Genomic DNA, 15952 nt, shown 5'->3' with positions numbered 1-15952 from the left:
GGGGATTTGGCCTCTTGGGGAGTAGGACCAAAGGGGTGCTGCGACTGGCGTTCAGCATAGTGATGGATGTGACGCAGTTCTCATATCAGGAAATTCCTGACAGTGCGGTAGGGGTTTCCTGACAACACGGTCGGCGGTTGCGTGGAATGTCCCGCAACTCCGGCGATCGGCGACAATGCGGCCCATGACCAAACTCCACATCCTCGGCATTGCCGGGACCTTCATGGGCGGTGTCGCCGCCCTTGCGCGCGAACTGGGCTGGCAGGTAGAGGGCAGTGACCAGGCCATCTATCCGCCGATGTCCACCCAGCTGGAAACCCTTGGCATCGCGCTGGCACAAGGCTACGCGCCGTCCAATATCTCGGCAGATGCAAGCGATGTCGTCATCGGCAATGCCTTGTCGCGCGGCAACCTAGCGGTGGAAGCGGTGCTCGACGCGGGCCGTCGCTATAGCTCCGGTGCGCAGTGGCTGGCCGAGCAGGTGTTGCCGGGCCGCGACACCCTGGCCGTTGCCGGCACCCACGGCAAGACCACCACCACCACCATCCTGAGCTATCTGCTGGACGCCGCCGGGCGCGCACCGGGTTTTCTGATCGGTGGCGTGGCCGAAGACTTCGGCGTGTCGGCCCGGCTGGGCCAGGGGCGCGAGTTCGTGGTGGAAGCCGACGAATACGACACCGCCTTTTTCGACAAGCGCAGCAAGTTCGTGCACTACCGGCCGCTGGTGGCGATCCTCAACAACCTCGAGTACGACCACGCCGATATCTTTCCGGACGTGGCCGCGATCCAGCGCCAGTTCCATCATCTGGTGCGCACGGTGCCGGCGCGCGGGCGGCTGATCGTCAACGGCGGGGATGCGCGCCTGGCCGAGGTGCTGGCGATGGGCTGCTGGACGCCGGTGGAACGCTTCGGTTTCGATGCGGCGCTCGACTGGAGCGCACGCTTGATCGCCGCCGACGGCAGCGCGTTCGCGGTGCTGCAGCGTGGGGTGGAGATCGGCCAGGTGCAGTGGCCGCTGGTCGGGCGGCATAACGTGCTCAATGGGTTGGCAGCACTGGCGGCCGTGCATGCGGTGGGCGTGGATCCGGCGACGGTGATGCCGGCGCTGGCGCGCTTTCAGAGCGTCAAGCGGCGGTTGGAGCTGCTGGGGCAGGCAGGCGACATCACCGTGTACGACGACTTCGCCCATCACCCCACCGCGATCGCGACCACCTTGCAGGGCCTGCGTGCGAAGGTCGGCGCGGCGCGCGTGCTGGTGGCGATGGAGCCGCGCAGCAATTCGATGCGGCTGGGCGCGCATGCGCAGGCGTTGGCGCCGTCGTTGCGCGATGCCGATGCGGTGGTGTTCCTGCATCGGCCCGAACTGGCCTGGGATGCCGCACCGATCATCGCGCAGGTGCGCGGTGATGCGCATGTGGCGCATGACGTGGAAGCACTGCTGCAGACCCTGGGCGAGATTGCGCAGCCGGGCGACCATGTGGTGTTCATGTCCAATGGCGGTTTCGATGGCGCGCCGCGTCGCTTTCTGGCGCAATTGTCCCGATGACCGACCTCACGACCACCGCCGACACCAGCGCCCTGCCATTGTTTCCGTTGCACAGCGTGCTGTTGCCGGGTGCGGCGATGGGCCTGCGCGTGTTCGAGCGCCGCTATCTGGATCTGGTGCGCGAGAGCGGCCGCACGGGCAGCAGCTTCGGTGTGTGCCTGATCCTGGATGGCACCGAGGTCGGCGTGCCGGCAACGCCGGCTGCATTCGGCACCGAAGTGCGTATCGAGGATTTCGATGTCGGCGCCGACGGCGTGCTGGTGTTGCGCCTGCGCGGCACGCGTCGCTTTCATGTACGGCGTTCGCGCATCCGCGACAACGGGCTGGTGGTCGGCGAGGTGAGCTGGTGCGAACCCGACAGCGACGACGAATTGCGCCCCGAGCATGGCCTGCTGGCAACCGTGCTCGAGCGCCTGCTCGAACAGGTCGGTGGCGAATTTGCCTCCGCCGGGCCTGAGCTGCTGGACCAGGCGGCATGGGTCGGCTGGCGGCTGGCCGAACTGCTGCCATTGACCGAGCAGCAGCGTCTGTCGCTGTTGCAGCAGGACGATCCGCACCGGCGCCTGGACCAGTTGCTCGCCTGGATGCCGTGACACTAAGACAACGGCGCGCGTGACCCATCACCGCGCTTGCACCCTTGCAACGGCACACTCGCCACGCTTGAGTGCGCTCCCGATGGCATCCCTGCAGTGGATGCGCGCATTGGCGTCACTCGTTATCGATCCACGGAGTGTGCCTTGATCATCGATGTCAAACCGCGTGTGGCGGATGTATTCAGTCAGGTCTGGCGGACCCTGGCGGTGTTGTTCGTATGGGACGTGTTGATCACGATCATCTACTACGTGCTGCCGTTCCGCGCGCCTGCATTGCCGTTGACCATCTTCGGTTCGGCCCTGGCGTTGTTCCTGGGCTTTCGTGCCAACTCGACCTACCAGCGCTGGTGGGAAGGGCGGGTGCTGTGGGGCCAGATGATCAATGCATCGCGCAATCTGGTGCGTTTGAGCATCAGCATCCTGTCCGCGCCGGAAGCGGCCACGCTGGGCCGCAGCATTGCGTTGCGCCAGATCGCCTACGTCAATGCGTTGCGGTGCCAGCTACGGCGGCTCCCGGTGGCGACGGCGCTGGAGCCGCGCCTGCATGCCGACGAAGTGGCCGCGGTGATCACGCGCACCAATGTCGCCAACGGCCTGCTTGACGCCACCGGACGCAACGTCGAGCAGGCACGTCGCGATGGCTGGATCGACAGCATTCAACAAGCCAGTGTCGAACGCATCCTGGTGGATATCGCCAACGCGCAGGGCGGCATGGAGCGGCTGAAAAACACGCCGTTGCCGTATCAGTACCGGTTCTATCCGAACCTTTTTACGCGGCTGTTCTGCGTCCTGCTGCCGATCGGCCTGGTGGAGACGCTGCAATACGCAACGCCGGTGGGGTCGACCGTGGCCGGCCTGATGTTCCTGGCGGTGCTCAAGATCGGCGACGAACTGGTCGACCCGTTCGCCAATACCATCCACGACCTGCCGCTGGACAGCATGTGCCGCACGGTGGAAATCGACGCGTTGCAGGCAATCGGAGAACAGGCGCCGGAACCGATGCAGCCGGTGGATGGCGTGTTGTGGTGAGTGCATCGCGCCTCGACCAATGCGGCTTGTGCGTATCCAAGCGGCGCTGAAGCGCACGCTTTCGGTCACCTTGAGAGGTAATCGAGCGGTGCGGATGCGTCGGTTGTAGAGCGGCTGATCTGCGGCTTGGCTGCAGGGGCCCTTTGCCCGCCTACCATCGCGGGACACGCTGCAAGTAGCTCTTATCTCCAGTACTGCACGCGCGGTCGCTGGCCGATCGCCGCCGTAGCCCGATCGATCAACGGCGATGGTGTGACGACGCCGATGCCGCCGGGTGGGATGCGGTGGTTTCCGTCTGCGGTGCAGCGTTGTCCTTGTCCTCCGGCCGCAACGCATTTCCCGACCTGCTGTCGATCAGGATCACGGGCACCTGCGAGCGTCGACGTTGTTCCAGGCGATGCGGCAGGGGGTCCAGTGCCTGGCGCAACGCGCTCAGTGCCGGGTCGACCCCGCGCAGCGGATACCACAGGCCGATCAGGCTGAAGTGCCGGCTGTAGCGCAGGGTCTGGGTGCTGCCCACCCATAGCGGCTGAGCGCCGGGCTGCAGGCGCGCGGCCGCCGGCCACAGGCGCAACACATGCACATGGCCGGGCGCCGCGTGGCGCACCATCAGCAGGGCTTCGACCTGCGTGTCCAGCGTGGCCGGCAGAATCGGCACCTCGTCCGGGCGGCCGCTGACATCCAGCAGGTGCAGCGCCTGTTCCCAGCCGGCCTGCGGTTGCACCCGCCAGCCGCGTGCTTCCAGCTGGCGCTGCAGCGGTGCCAGCGGGCCGGCTAGCTGCACGTCCAGCGGCCAGCGCTGATCGTCGTCGAATTCGTTGCGGCGTGCGGGCAGCAGGCGCCACTGGCCGTTCCACCAGTCATCGGCGGGCAATTCCATCAGCAACGGCGGCGGCGGTTCGAACTTGGCCAGTTTGGTGTCCAGATTGCGCGGCGCGAACACGATCGCGCAGGTCAGGAACACACCGTAGAAGATCCACGAGACCGGCTTGACCCAGAACGCGCGGGTGGCCCGGCGGCGATAGGCGATGCCCAGCACCAGCAGCCAGAAGATGCCGAACAGCATGCCGCCGACCACGTCGCTGAGCCAGTGTGCGCCCAGGTACAGGCGCGCAAACCCGATCAGCGACACCATCGCGCCACTGACCAGATACGGCCACACCCGGCGGCGGCCCGGCAACTCGCGCGCGATCAGCAGCGCGAAGAAACCAAAGCCGATCGTGGCCATGGTGACCGCCACCGACGGAAACCCGAAACCGCTGCTGGCCGCCGGCGGGCGCACCACCTGCACGGTGGCGCCCAGCAACTGGGTCAACGCCAGGCCGAAGGCCAGCGCGATCACCCAGTGCGTCACCGCCATCCAGCGGCGCCGCCAGGCCAGGTAGCCCATGGCCGCCGCGATCGCCGGCAGCAGCACCTGCCAGTCGCCCAGCGAGGCCAGCGCCACCATCGGGTAGTCGGCCAGCGGGTTGCGCAGCGCCAGCATCAGGTCGTGCACGGCCAGGTCCACGCGCAGCGGCTCGCCATGCGCCAGCACCGCCATCAGCAACACGAACCAGCCCCAGCCCAGCAGCAACAGCATCAACGCCATCATCGCCAGCGGCACCGACTCGCGGCGGCGCGGGTCGAACACGCTCACCGACCAGTTGCCCAGGACCGGATGCCGATGCGACCACTCCAGCAGCCGCGCCAGCAGGGCATCCAGATGGCCGGCCGACCAGCGGTAGGAGTACAGCACCATCGCCCAGGCCAGGCCGATCACTGCGGCCAGCAAGGTGACCACCACGAACAGGCGGCCGGCCACCGCGGCCACCGCGTCGTAGGCGGTGCCCAGCACCCAGCCGGGCACCAGGAACAGCAGCGCCCACGAGATGCAGGCCAGGCCGCTGGCGACCAGATAGCGCTTGAACGGCATGTGCGACATGCCGGCGATGGCCGGCACGAACGGCCGCACCGCGCCCACGTAACGGGCGATCAGGATGCTCTTGAAGGCATTACGCCGAAACAGCAGCTCGCCACGCTCCAGCAACTGCGGGTAGCGGCGGAACGGCCAGTAGGTGTGCAACTGGTGGCCCCACCGGTGGCCGACCCAGAAGCTCAGCGTATCGCCGGCGAAGGCGCCAAGGGCGGCGCAGGCCACCGCATACGGCCCGTTGATCTGGCCCAGCCCGATCAGCACGCCGATGGCGAACAGCAACGGCAGTGCCGGCACGATGGCGCCGAGCACGATCACCGCATCGGAAAATGCGATGGCAAAGATCGCCACGCCAGCCAGGGTGGGGTGGTGTCCGATCCACTCCAGCGTGGCGTCGATCCATGAATTCATCCCACGATTATAGGTGGGCATGGCGACGAGGTGACTTCGCCGTCATCACATCGGCCCGGCCGCTTCACCTCAGGTTGCGAGCGGACAAGACCGCAGGGGCAACGCGCGCTGTGGCGGTGCGGGCGCCCCGCCTACAATGGGGGATGAGTGACGATCCCGCCGCCAATCTGCCGCTGAAGTCCGATACCTTCGGGCGCATCCTGCTGATCCGCGAGGCCGACCGCCTGTTCGTGCGGCGCGACCTGAGCGTGGCGCCGTGGCTGTTGCGCGGAGTGGCCTGGTGGCTGGCGCGGCGCGAAGCGTTGGCCCTGCGCCAGCTGGATGGCTTGCCACGCACGCCGCGGCTGTTGCGCTGGGACGGGCGCCATCTGGATCGCAGCTATCTGGCCGGCGATGCGATGTACCGGCGCCCGCCGCGTGGCGATCTGGCCTACTTCCGCTGCGCGCGCAGGTTGTTGCAGCAGTTGCATCGGCGCGGCGTGGCGCATAACGATCTGGCCAAGGAGGCAAACTGGCTGGTGCAGGACGACGGCAGCGCGGCGGTGATCGATTTCCAACTGGCGGTACGCGGCAATCCCCGTGCGCGCTGGATGCGCCTGCTTGCCCGCGAAGACCTGCGCCACCTGCTCAAGCACAAGCGCATGTATTGCCCGGCCGCGATCACCCCGGTGGAACGCCGCGTGCTCAAGCGCACCTCCTGGGTACGCAAGCTGTGGTTCGCCACCGGCAAACCGGTCTATCGCTTCGTGACCCGCCGCGTGCTGCACTGGGAAGACAACGAGGGGCAGGGGCCGAAGCCCTGAAGTGCCGGGATTGGGAAATCGGGAGTAGGGAATCGGTGGGGCGCATCGCGGCAGCTGATCGTGCGTCGGCTGCTGGACGTACAAGGCGCTAAGCTTTTGCGATTCCCCATTCTCGACTCCCGATTCCCATGACCTTAAACGGCAAAACCCTCTTCATCACCGGTGCCTCGCGCGGGATTGGCTTGGCGATTGCGTTGCGGGCGGCGCGGGATGGGGCCAATGTGGCGATTGCGGCCAAATCGGCGGTGGCCAATCCCAAGTTGCCCGGCACCATCCATAGCGCGGCCGCGGCGGTGACGGCGGCCGGTGGGCAGGCGCTGGCACTCAAATGCGATATCCGCGACGACGACCAGGTGCGTGCGGCCGTGGCCGCCACGGTCGATGCCTTCGGCGGTATCGATATCCTGGTCAACAATGCCAGTGCGATCTGGTTGCGTGGTGCGTTGGAGACGCCGATGAAGCGCTTCGACCTGATGCAGCAGGTCAACGCACGCGGCAGTTTTCTGTGCGCACAGGCGTGCCTGCCGCATCTGTTGCAGGCGCCCAATCCGCACATCCTCACGCTGGCGCCGCCACCGTCCTTGAACCCGGCGTGGTGGGGCGCGCATACCGGCTACACCCTGGCAAAGATGGGCATGAGCCTGGTGACCCTGGGGCTGGCAGCCGAGTTCGGCCCGCAAGGCGTGGCGATCAATGCGCTGTGGCCGCGCACCGTGATCGCCACCGATGCGATCAACATGATCGACGGCGTGGACGCGGCCGCGTGTCGCCGGCCGGAGATCATGGCCGACGCGGCGCATGCAGTGCTGACGCGCAAGGCGGCTGGATTCCATGGCCAGTTCCTGATCGACGACGGCGTCCTGGCCCAGGCCGGCATCACCGACCTGAGTGGTTATGCGGTCGACCCGTCGCGTGCGCTGCTGCCGGATCTGTTTCTCGACTGAGCGCGGCCAACATCGCGGCCCGCGCTCCTAGGCGGGAGACGGAGCGCGACCGGGCCTCGACGCGCGCAGCTGCCGCGCTTCAAGGCGTGGGTGCGCCCACCAGCAGTCGCGCCGTGGAGGCCTGGCCGCGGCCGGACCTGGGGCGAGCACACCCAGTTCACAGTCGGGTTTGCTATCGTGTGTAGCTGAAAACGTTTCCAACAAGGATGTACCGCGCGTGTCTCCGAAGTTTCGTGTGCTTGTTCTGGCGGCCTGCGTGTCCGTCCTGGTGGCCGCCTGTGGCGGCAAGTCGCAGCAGCCTGCAACCGGTGCCGACGGTGCCGATACCAAAACGACCGGAAGACAGCTGGATTCCCTGCAAGGCGTGACCGCCAAGCTCGGCGCCTATATCGACTGCTTCAACCGCGTCAACGCGAAGGTGCACGCCGGCGCCAGGTACTACACCGGCTGGATGCAGGACCCGTTCGCCGGCCCGACCGGTGACGAGTCCGGCATGACCGGCCCGTACGATATCGACGATGGCGACATGCAGCAGTGCGACGCACCGGTCAGCGCGGCCGCTGCGGCGAAGCCAGCGCTGCCGGCGCTGGACAAGGCAGCAGGCGACTATCGCGCGGCTTTGAAGGCAATGCAGCCGATCAGTCACGCAGTGGCCGATTACTACACCCGCCAGGATTACGAGGACGATCAGTTTGCCAAGGGCAAGCAACTGCACCCGCAGCTAATGGAGGCACTGTCCACCTACGCAGATGCCAGCACCGCCTTCAGCGCCGAACTGGACGTGCAAAACGACGCGGCGCAACGCGAAAAACTCAAGACGCTGGAGCAGGGCGAAGGCCGCACACGCGAGTACTACCGGCTGGCGATGATGCTCGACGCCAAGCAGATCGCCGATGCACTGGAAGAGGAGCAGTTCGACGTGGCGCGTGCCAACGCGCTGCTGGACGGTTTCAACCGTCTCTCCGATGAAGCGCACGCCAAGGTGGCCGACCAGGAGCCGGGCAAGCTGGACTGGAACAGCTTTGAAACCGCTGCAGAAACCTTCCGCAGACAAGCCAAGGCGCGGGTGAAGCGCGTGGTCGAAAAAACGCCTTACAGCAAGATGGAGCAGGGCTGGCTGGATAGCCCCTCGCTGGCGCCCGAAGGCTCGCCGCGCAAGTTACTCAACACCTACAACGCGCTGGTGTTCCAAAGCAATCGTCAGTAATCACTGCTGTTTCCAGCCATCGCGCGCGTGCCGGGCGACCGGCTGCGCCGGATGCCTTTCGGCCGCACGCTGCGGCGCCACCTTCTTCAACCTATCAATGGAACGCAAGATGACCCATCAACTTCGTTATGCGCCGCTCGCTGCGGCGATCGCGTTCGCCGCACTGCTTGCCGGCTGCCAGAAAAACGCGCCCGCCGCCGCAGTGGAAGGCGCCGACAAGATCAATGCCTACATCACGTGCTTCAACGGTGTCGAGCAGCCGATCCATGAGAGCTACCAGCAATACATCGGCTGGATGCAGGACCCCGAGGCCGGCCCGACCGGCAAGGAGAGCGGTATCCATGCACCGGGCACGGTGCTGTCGCATCACGTGGACGAATGCGGGGCGCCGATGACCGCGGCACTGGCGCAAACGCCCGCCAACCCCCAGCTCGATCCGGTGGCCAAGACCTATCAGGAACGCTTCACCACGCTCAACGAGCGTATCGGCGAAGCGGTGCGCTACTACGACCGCGAGGATTATCTGCGCGATGACGGCAAGGGCATGAAGGCGCTGCACGCGCCGTTGATGCAGGCCTATCACGCGTTCTTCGAAGCCGGCGAAGCCATGAATGCCGCACTCGAACGCAACGAAGACATGCGTCGCCAGGCGCAGATCGATGCGATCGAAAAGGAAGAGGGCCGCAGTGCCTCCTGGTATCACCTGAAGATCATCGGCGAAGGCAAGCAGCTGGTGCAGGTGCTCGACAGCGACACGCCGGATCTTGCCGCAGCGCAATCCCAGCTCGCACGCTACCAGGGCATTCTGGAAGAGGCACAGAAGGCCAAGGTCGGCCAGGGCGATGCGATGTGGGGCCACATGGAACGTTCTGCCGACAAGCTGGCGCGCGAGTCGGGACGACTGGTCGAGCGTATCCGCACCAAGACACCATTGAACAAGAGCGAGCAGATGCTGCTGGAAAGTGGATCGCTCCCCCCGGGCGGCACGCGCCAGGCCGTGCTGGCCAGCTACAACGATCTGATCGACATGAGCAATCGCATGTCGCATTGATGCTGCGCACACATCTGTGTCGCGTTGCGTAAGCGCATCGAGCAGATGATTGTGCCAGCCTCAAAGAGGCTGAAATCTTGACCTTCGGCGTCGTTAGATGGTCTCAAGCAGAACTCGTCGAGGGCGCGGTGCCCTCACCGCCTGCGGGACACGCCGTGAACCCGTCCCTGAGGGCTCGGTGGCGGCATCCATGCCGCCACACGGTCCCGCAAGCGGTGAGGACACTGCACCTGGAAGTTTCAAGGTTGCGTCATTGAAAGCCTGCTCATTGCTCGGCGTGTCTTGGATTACTAATTAGGCGTGCTCTTATAAAAACGCGCACGTCATGCTCTGCTTGCACCCGCACACCGATCGTCTCGACCGGTCCTTGTCCGCTCACCGTCGCGGGACCTTGAGCGGCATGGATGCCGCGCCAGAGCCTACATGGACGTACTTGCGGCGTGTCCCGCGAGGGTGGGCGGGCAAGGGCCTGCACAGCAAAGTCGCAGATCATCGGCGCTACAGCTGATCTACAAGGCTGTCTATCAGCTGCTCTATCTGCGGCCACTGCTCGGTGGCCGCAGTGGTCGCGTCAAGTCCGCAGCACCGCGTCAGCCGTTGGAACTCTCCGGTAGCGGCTCGGCACATTGCCGGCAATAACGTGCATCCGGCGCGTGGCCTTCCAGCCCGCACCGCGGGCAGTTGCGGGTATCGCGCTTGCCGGCGTGGCCGCCTTCGCGCAGTGTGCTGGCCAGTTCGGCGGTGTAGATGCCGGTGGGCACGGCGATGATGCTGTAGCCGATCAGGATCAGGGCCGAGGTGACGAAGCGGCCCAGCGTGGTCTGCGGCACCAGGTCGCCGAAGCCCACCGTGGCCATGGTCACGATGGCCCAGTACATGCTGGTCGGGATGCTGGTGAACCCATGTTGCGGGCCTTCGATCACATACATCGTGGCGCCGGCAATCACGGTGATGGTGAGCACGCTGAACAGGAACACCAGCACCTTGCGCCGGCTGCGCCAGAGCGCGTCCACCAGTTGCCCGCTTTCCTCGATGTAGCGGGTGAGCTTGAGGATGCGGAACAGGCGCAGGATGCGCAGCACGCGTACCACCAGCAGCGTCTGCGCACCCGGCACGAAGAACGACAGATAGCTGGGCAGGATCGACAGCAGATCGATCACGCCCCACACGCTGAGCGCGTAATGCAGCGGGCGCCGCACCACCGCCAGGCGCAACCCGTATTCGACCGTGAACAGGACCGTGAACGCCCATTCCAGCGGCACCAGCCAGTGCGCCGAATGCGAATGGATGCGCGGCACGCTGTCGATCATGATCACCATCACGCTGGTGAGGATCGCCACCACCAGCATCAGGTCGAAATTGCGCGACGGACGGGTGTCGTGCCGGTAGATGATGTCGAACCATTGCCGGCGCCAGCCGTGGTCGGTGGCGGGAGTGAGCTGGGGATCGGAGAAAGGGCGCATCCGCGCATTGTGCCGCAGGCCGGCGAATGCGCGAGAATGCGCGTTCTCCCTCCGCTTCTGCGACCCACCATCATGAGCACCGCTGCCGATTCGCCCCTGTCCCTCGCGCATTACTACCTGCCGGTGTACCGCCCGCGCCAGGTGGTGCTGGAGCGTGGCCAGGGCAGTCGCGTGTGGGACGACCAGGGCCGCGAGTATGTGGATCTGTCCGCCGGCATCGCGGTCAACGGGCTGGGGCACAACGATCCGGATCTGATGGCCGCGCTGACCGAACAGGCCGGCAAGCTGTGGCACACCAGCAACGTGTTCTTCAGCGCACCGCCGCTGCAGCTGGCCGAAGAGCTGGTGACCGCTTCGCGCTTCGCGCACAAGGTGTTCCTGTGCAACTCGGGGACCGAGGCCAACGAGGCGGCGATCAAGCTGGTACGCAAGTGGGCCAGCAGTCACGGCCGCGCGGCCGACAAGCGCGTCATCGTGACCTTCCGCGGCAGCTTCCACGGGCGCACCCTGGCTGCGGTCACCGCGACCGCGCAGCCCAAGTACCAGGAAGGCTACGAGCCGCTGCCCGGCGGGTTTCGCTATGTGGACTTCAACGACGTGGCGGCGCTGGAGGCGGCCATGGCCTCGGGCGATGTGGCCGCGGTGATGGTCGAGCCGATCCAGGGCGAGGGTGGGGTGATGCCGGCCGCGCCGGGTTTCCTGAGCCGCGTGCGCGCGCTGTGCGACCAGCACGATGCGCTGCTGGTGCTGGACGAGATCCAGTGCGGCATGGGCCGTACCGGCACGCTGTTCGCGCATTGGCAGGAGCAGGTGACGCCGGACATCGTGACGCTGGCCAAGGCGCTGGGTGGCGGCTTCCCGATCGGCGCAATGCTGGCCGGCCCCAAGGTGGCCGAAACCATGCAGTTCGGCGCGCACGGCACCACCTTCGGCGGTAATCCGCTGGCCGCGGCGGTGGCGCGGGTGGCGCTGCGCAAGCTGGCTTCGCCGCAGATCGCCGAGAATGTGGAGCGTCAATCGGCGGCGCTGCGTGCCGGCCTGGAGGCGCTCAACGCCGAGTTCGGCCTGTTCACGCAGATCCGCGGACGCGGCCTGATGCTGGGCGCGGTACTGGCGCCGGCGCATGCCGGGCAGGCCGGCGCGATCCTGGATTTCGCCGCCAACCATGGCGTGTTGCTGTTGCAGGCGGGGCCGGATGTGCTGCGCTTCGTGCCGGCACTGAATCTGACCGATGCCGAGTTGGCCGATGGCCTGGCGCGCCTGCGCCTGGCCGTTGCCGAGTACGCCGCGCAGAAGTGATCGACCTCTGCGCTTCCTTGCGCCATCGCGACCGGCGCTGTGCCGGCGAGCGCGGTTGGGGAGGAGGCGCAGGTCGTTGTGTTTCCCGATTTGCGCCAGGCCCTGTCAGGGCACGTGGCGTTGTTGCCGCAGGTACCTGCGCGGCTGTTGCAGGATCTGCATGAAGACCGCGTTGCGTAGCTGATGCGGATTGCGTAGCGCGCGATGCAGCCCTCTTGCGGCAGCGATTGGATAACGGCGGGGGGCATGGAGGTTTGGGTTTTATCGCTCTACCGTGCCCTCACCCCAACCCCTCTCCCGACGGGAGAGGGGCTCGCTTCTGCGTTCGCCGTTAACCCGACACCGACTCAAGGCGCCAACGCTGTCCCTGATCGTGGACGCCGACGCGTTCAATGCTGCGAGCAGCGTCTTGCGTCACCCCGAGAGAGTGACAGGTGTTCCGCGATGCTCAACGATTCCCGATTCCCCAATCCCGGCCCTTCACCCCAGCCCATACCGCTTCAACACCCGCCGCAAGCCGCGCGCATCGCGCACCGTGTCCGCATGCAGGCCGGCGGCACGTGCGCCGCGCACGTTGACGAACAGGTCGTCGATAAACAACGTGCGTGACGCGGCCGCATCGAGCCGGGCGAGCGCGCGCTGATACACCGGCAGCTCCGGCTTGCGGCCGCCGAGGGCGCCGCTGCACAGCACGCGGTCCTGCAATAGCGGAAACAGCGCTGGCACGATCCGCTCGATCGCTTCCGCCATCAACGGCCCGTTGTTGGTGAGCACCGCCACCGCGGTCGTTGCCGACACCGCCAGTACCTGCGCCACTACCGCCGGCTCGGCGCGGCATGCCGCCACGCGCGCATCGATCCAGGTGGCGCGATCGATCACGCAGCCAAGCCCCTCGCCGAGCTGCGCCAGATAGGCCGACGTGTCGATCACGCCGGCATCGTAGGCGCGCTCCAGGCCCTGCTCGAACAAGACCTGTTGCACACGTTGCGGCGTGCATTCCGCCGCACTGGCAAGCGCAGCCAGACGACGCGGCCGCGAATAGCTGGCCAGCACGCCGTCGAAATCGAGCAGTAACAGGGACGGTGCGGCAGGCGGCATGGGTGGACTCGGGATGCGGCTGCGCAGCGTTGTCGATTCGGCGCGGCATGGCAAGTGCGCAAGACCTGGTATGTCCGGATGCCGGCAGGTGGGTGGGGCAGTCCCTATTCAGATCGTTGAATCCGGTCGCTACCTACCCACCCGCGCCGCCCCTACCCTCCGCGCGGCGCGTGCAGCGGAACTGTGCTGGGTATGGTCGATGCATGCCGCATCCGCGGTGTCAGCCGGTCTTGGGGAGCGGGCCCGGTCACTCAGCACGTCACACCATCCAGGGGGTCGATTGCATGCGCAAGCGCTTGAACACCGATCAACTGGCGGCGTCAGTTGCCGCCATTCTCACCACCGCCACGCGTGGTCGCACGCTGGCTTCGATGACCTTGGTGCTGGCTGGCGCACACAGCCTGCCGGTCCTGGCACAGGAAGCACGCACGCTGGACGCGGTCAGCGTGGTCGGCACCGGCTCCACGCGCACCACCGCCTCCATCTCCGTCGACGACATCCAGGCACAGGTGCCCGGCGTGGCACCGCAGCAGCTACTGGCGAGCCTGCCGGGCGTGAATGTCCAGACCACCGATCCGTTCGGGCTGTACGAGTTCGGCGACTCGATGACCATCCGCGGCTTTTCCGCCAACCAGATCGGCGTGACCCTGGACGGCATCCCGATCGAAACCTTCGACACCCGCGAAGGCGGCCCGATCACCCGTTACGTGTCCAGCGAGAACCTGCTCGACGTCACCGTGTCGGCCGGCTCCGGCGATGTCACTCAGCCTTCGTACCACGCACTGGGCGGCGCGATCCGTTACACCAGCCTGCCACCGAAGGGCGGCGACAGCTGGAGCGGCAACCTCACCCAGACCATCGGCTCGGACGATCTGGTGCGCAGCTTCGTGCGCCTGGATACGCCGGACTGGTGGGACGGCGGCCCCAGCGCGTATTTGTCTGCCTCGCGCACGCAGGGCGGGGTGTGGGACATGGAGCCGGCCACGCAGAAGAGCGATCACTTCGAAGCCAAGATCCGCCAGGCCTGGGACGTGGGCAGCCTGACCCTGGGCTGGATCTACAACAACCGCAAGGACTACGACGTGCAGTCGTACAACTCCGACGGGTCGGTGTCGTGGGATCTGCATGAACGCATCACCGGCAATCCGGAAGTGGATGCCGAGCATTACAGCGAATGGCAGAACGGCCGCCGCGATTCGCTGCTCAGCCTGCACGGCGATTTCCTGTTCAACGATGCGATCGGTGTCACCTTCACCGGCTACTACGAAAACAAGCATGGTTATGGCGTCGGCGGCACGCCACCGAGCACGGCCACCGGCCTGTACAACGACGCCATCGCCGGCACGCCGGGTCGCACCGATATCGCCATCAACGACCCGCAGATCGTCGATGCCAACGGCAATGTCATCCGCGTCGGTGCGATGACCCGGCGCGAGGAAATCATGGGCGGCGATCGCTACGGCGTAACCAGTGCAGTGTCATGGGAGACCGAGCACAACAAGCTCGAAGTCGGCGCGTGGTACGAAAACTACGACTTCGATCAGGTGCGCCCGCTGTACAACCTGGACCCGGCCACCGGCGCGCTGCTGAAGGGCTCGCTGCCGATCGTGGTCTATTACGACAATCACTTCTCCACCGAGGTGAAGCAGCTTTACATCAAGGACACGCTGCGCCTGCTCGATGACCGGCTCACCATGGAATTCGGCGCCAAGGGGCTGGATGTCAAACGCGATTACAACGGCATCGCCAATCTCGATGACTTCAATGTCGGCGTGCGCCGCGACGTCACCATCAAGAACAGCGACTGGTTCCAGCCCCAGGTCGGCGCCAGCTTCCAGCTTGCCGAGGGCGTGCAGGTGTTCGCCAACTACGCTGAAAACTTCAGCTCGGCGCCACGGCTGGCGCTGACCTCGGGCGCGTTCAATCCGGATATCGCGCCGGAGGAATCCACCAATATCGATATCGGCATCCGCGCCGAATCCAGCCAGTGGAGCGGCTACATCGCCGCCTACAAGATCGATTACGAGAACCGCATCATCGCGCTGACCGACCCGGACCCGCTGGTGGTTGCGCCCACCGTCTACGCCAACGTCGGCGACGTGCAGACCTACGGGGCGGAAGTGTCCGGCATGTGGAAGCCGGCACCGGGCTGGCGATTGGGGGCATCGCTGACCTGGAACAAGTCCGAGTTCCAGGACAACTATTTCGGCCCGGTCAGCGGCAGCCTGGTGCAGGTGGAAGGCAACGACGTGCCGGACTCGCCCAAGGTGATGTTCAGCCTCAACGGCGGTTGGGAAGGCGAGCATTTCTTCGCCAACCTCGACACCAAATACACCGGCAAGCGCTACGGCGACACGCTCAATACCGACCAGGTCGATGCCACCTTCATCGTCAACGGCAGTGTCGGCTATCAGGGCGAGGATGCCGGGTTTCTGGCCGGTGGGCGGCTGCAGTTGTCGGTCTACAACCTGTTCGACAAGGACGATGCGATCGGCGCGGTGTTCCCGAACGAAAGTTCCGGTTCGTACCAGTTGATCGCACCGCGCCAGCTGTTCGCCAGCCTGGCCTACAAATTCTGAGGCAGTGATGCGGC

Annotated in this window: 12 protein-coding genes; 9 read left to right on the top strand and 3 right to left on the bottom strand. The window is 66.0% G+C overall.

From position 1 onward, the window contains the following. Positions 1-175 precede the first annotated feature (175 nt). The 3 genes from mpl to EO139_RS07085 all read left to right on the top strand — a co-directional run bounded on the left by mpl (position 176) and on the right by EO139_RS07085 (position 3168). Complete coding sequence (gene mpl, locus EO139_RS07095) at positions 176-1546, top strand: UDP-N-acetylmuramate:L-alanyl-gamma-D-glutamyl-meso-diaminopimelate ligase (RefSeq protein WP_206515121.1); 1371 nt, start codon at positions 176-178, stop codon at positions 1544-1546. Beyond that, positions 1543-2139, top strand: a complete 597-nt coding sequence (locus EO139_RS07090) for an LON peptidase substrate-binding domain-containing protein (RefSeq protein ID WP_104584045.1) — start codon at positions 1543-1545, stop codon at positions 2137-2139. The genes mpl and EO139_RS07090 overlap by 4 nt, the downstream gene beginning before the upstream one ends. 144 nt (positions 2140-2283) lie before the next feature. Then, complete coding sequence (locus EO139_RS07085) at positions 2284-3168, top strand: bestrophin family ion channel (RefSeq protein WP_126969906.1); 885 nt, start codon at positions 2284-2286, stop codon at positions 3166-3168. Positions 3169-3406: 238 nt separating this feature from the next. Here EO139_RS07085 and EO139_RS07080 read toward each other — a convergent pair whose 3' ends face one another. Next, a complete protein-coding gene (locus EO139_RS07080) occupies positions 3407-5494 on the bottom strand; it encodes a bifunctional DedA family/phosphatase PAP2 family protein (protein WP_126969904.1) in 2088 nt (695 codons plus the stop codon). A gap of 143 nt (positions 5495-5637) precedes the next feature. On the opposite strand from EO139_RS07080, the gene EO139_RS07075 reads away from it, so the two are divergent. From EO139_RS07075 to EO139_RS07060, 4 genes are all read left to right on the top strand, one after another. Further along, on the top strand, positions 5638-6297 hold the full coding sequence (locus EO139_RS07075; protein WP_126969902.1) for a serine/threonine-protein kinase: 660 nt from the start codon (positions 5638-5640) through the stop codon (positions 6295-6297). Between the two features lie 128 nt (positions 6298-6425). After that, entirely contained in the window at positions 6426-7241 is an 816-nt protein-coding gene (locus EO139_RS07070; protein ID WP_126969900.1) for an NAD(P)-dependent oxidoreductase, read from the top strand. A 217-nt stretch (positions 7242-7458) separates the two neighbouring features. Continuing rightward, positions 7459-8448, top strand: coding sequence for a YiiG family protein (locus EO139_RS07065; protein WP_126969898.1), 990 nt, complete (start codon positions 7459-7461; stop codon positions 8446-8448). A gap of 109 nt (positions 8449-8557) precedes the next feature. Next, positions 8558-9499 (top strand): YiiG family protein, encoded by a 942-nt coding sequence (locus tag EO139_RS07060; RefSeq protein ID WP_241235923.1) that lies wholly within the window; start codon positions 8558-8560, stop codon positions 9497-9499. A 590-nt stretch (positions 9500-10089) separates the two neighbouring features. Here EO139_RS07060 and EO139_RS07050 read toward each other — a convergent pair. Beyond that, positions 10090-10962: an ion transporter gene (locus tag EO139_RS07050; protein ID WP_104584053.1), complete on the bottom strand. Its 873-nt coding sequence runs from the start codon at positions 10960-10962 to the stop codon at positions 10090-10092. Between the two features lie 72 nt (positions 10963-11034). Here EO139_RS07050 and EO139_RS07045 point away from each other — a divergent pair, with 72 nt between their 5' ends. Continuing rightward, a complete protein-coding gene (locus EO139_RS07045) occupies positions 11035-12261 on the top strand; it encodes an acetylornithine transaminase (protein ID WP_126969892.1) in 1227 nt (408 codons plus the stop codon). A 480-nt stretch (positions 12262-12741) separates the two neighbouring features. On the opposite strand, the gene EO139_RS07040 is transcribed toward EO139_RS07045, so the two are convergent. Continuing rightward, a complete protein-coding gene (locus EO139_RS07040) occupies positions 12742-13359 on the bottom strand; it encodes an HAD-IA family hydrolase (protein ID WP_126969890.1) in 618 nt (205 codons plus the stop codon). Between the two features lie 296 nt (positions 13360-13655). On the opposite strand from EO139_RS07040, the gene EO139_RS07035 reads away from it, so the two are divergent. Continuing rightward, positions 13656-15938 carry a TonB-dependent receptor gene (locus EO139_RS07035; protein WP_181116275.1) on the top strand — a complete coding sequence of 761 codons (2283 nt, stop codon included), beginning with the start codon at positions 13656-13658 and terminating at the stop codon, positions 15936-15938. The last annotated feature ends 14 nt before the right edge of the window (positions 15939-15952 follow it).

The sequence above is a fragment of the Xanthomonas sp. BRIP62411 genome (assembly GCF_003993525.1).
In the GTDB taxonomy this organism is placed as follows: domain Bacteria; phylum Pseudomonadota; class Gammaproteobacteria; order Xanthomonadales; family Xanthomonadaceae; genus Xanthomonas; species Xanthomonas euroxanthea.
This window is presented reverse-complemented; position numbering and strand designations above follow the sequence as displayed.

What these genes read in the sequence shown, in the direction of transcription:
- mpl (WP_206515121.1), top strand. Translation starts at nt 176, where the DNA reads ATGCGGCCCATGACCAAACTCCACATCCTCGGCATTGCCGGGACCTTC.
- EO139_RS07090 (WP_104584045.1), top strand. Translation starts at nt 1,543, where the DNA reads ATGACCGACCTCACGACCACCGCCGACACCAGCGCCCTGCCATTGTTT.
- EO139_RS07080 (WP_126969904.1), bottom strand. Translation starts at nt 5,494, where the DNA reads ATGAATTCATGGATCGACGCCACGCTGGAGTGGATCGGACACCACCCC.
- EO139_RS07075 (WP_126969902.1), top strand. Translation starts at nt 5,638, where the DNA reads ATGAGTGACGATCCCGCCGCCAATCTGCCGCTGAAGTCCGATACCTTC.
- EO139_RS07070 (WP_126969900.1), top strand. Translation starts at nt 6,426, where the DNA reads ATGACCTTAAACGGCAAAACCCTCTTCATCACCGGTGCCTCGCGCGGG.
- EO139_RS07060 (WP_241235923.1), top strand. Translation starts at nt 8,558, where the DNA reads ATGACCCATCAACTTCGTTATGCGCCGCTCGCTGCGGCGATCGCGTTC.
- EO139_RS07050 (WP_104584053.1), bottom strand. Translation starts at nt 10,962, where the DNA reads ATGCGCCCTTTCTCCGATCCCCAGCTCACTCCCGCCACCGACCACGGC.
- EO139_RS07045 (WP_126969892.1), top strand. Translation starts at nt 11,035, where the DNA reads ATGAGCACCGCTGCCGATTCGCCCCTGTCCCTCGCGCATTACTACCTG.
- EO139_RS07040 (WP_126969890.1), bottom strand. Translation starts at nt 13,359, where the DNA reads ATGCCGCCTGCCGCACCGTCCCTGTTACTGCTCGATTTCGACGGCGTG.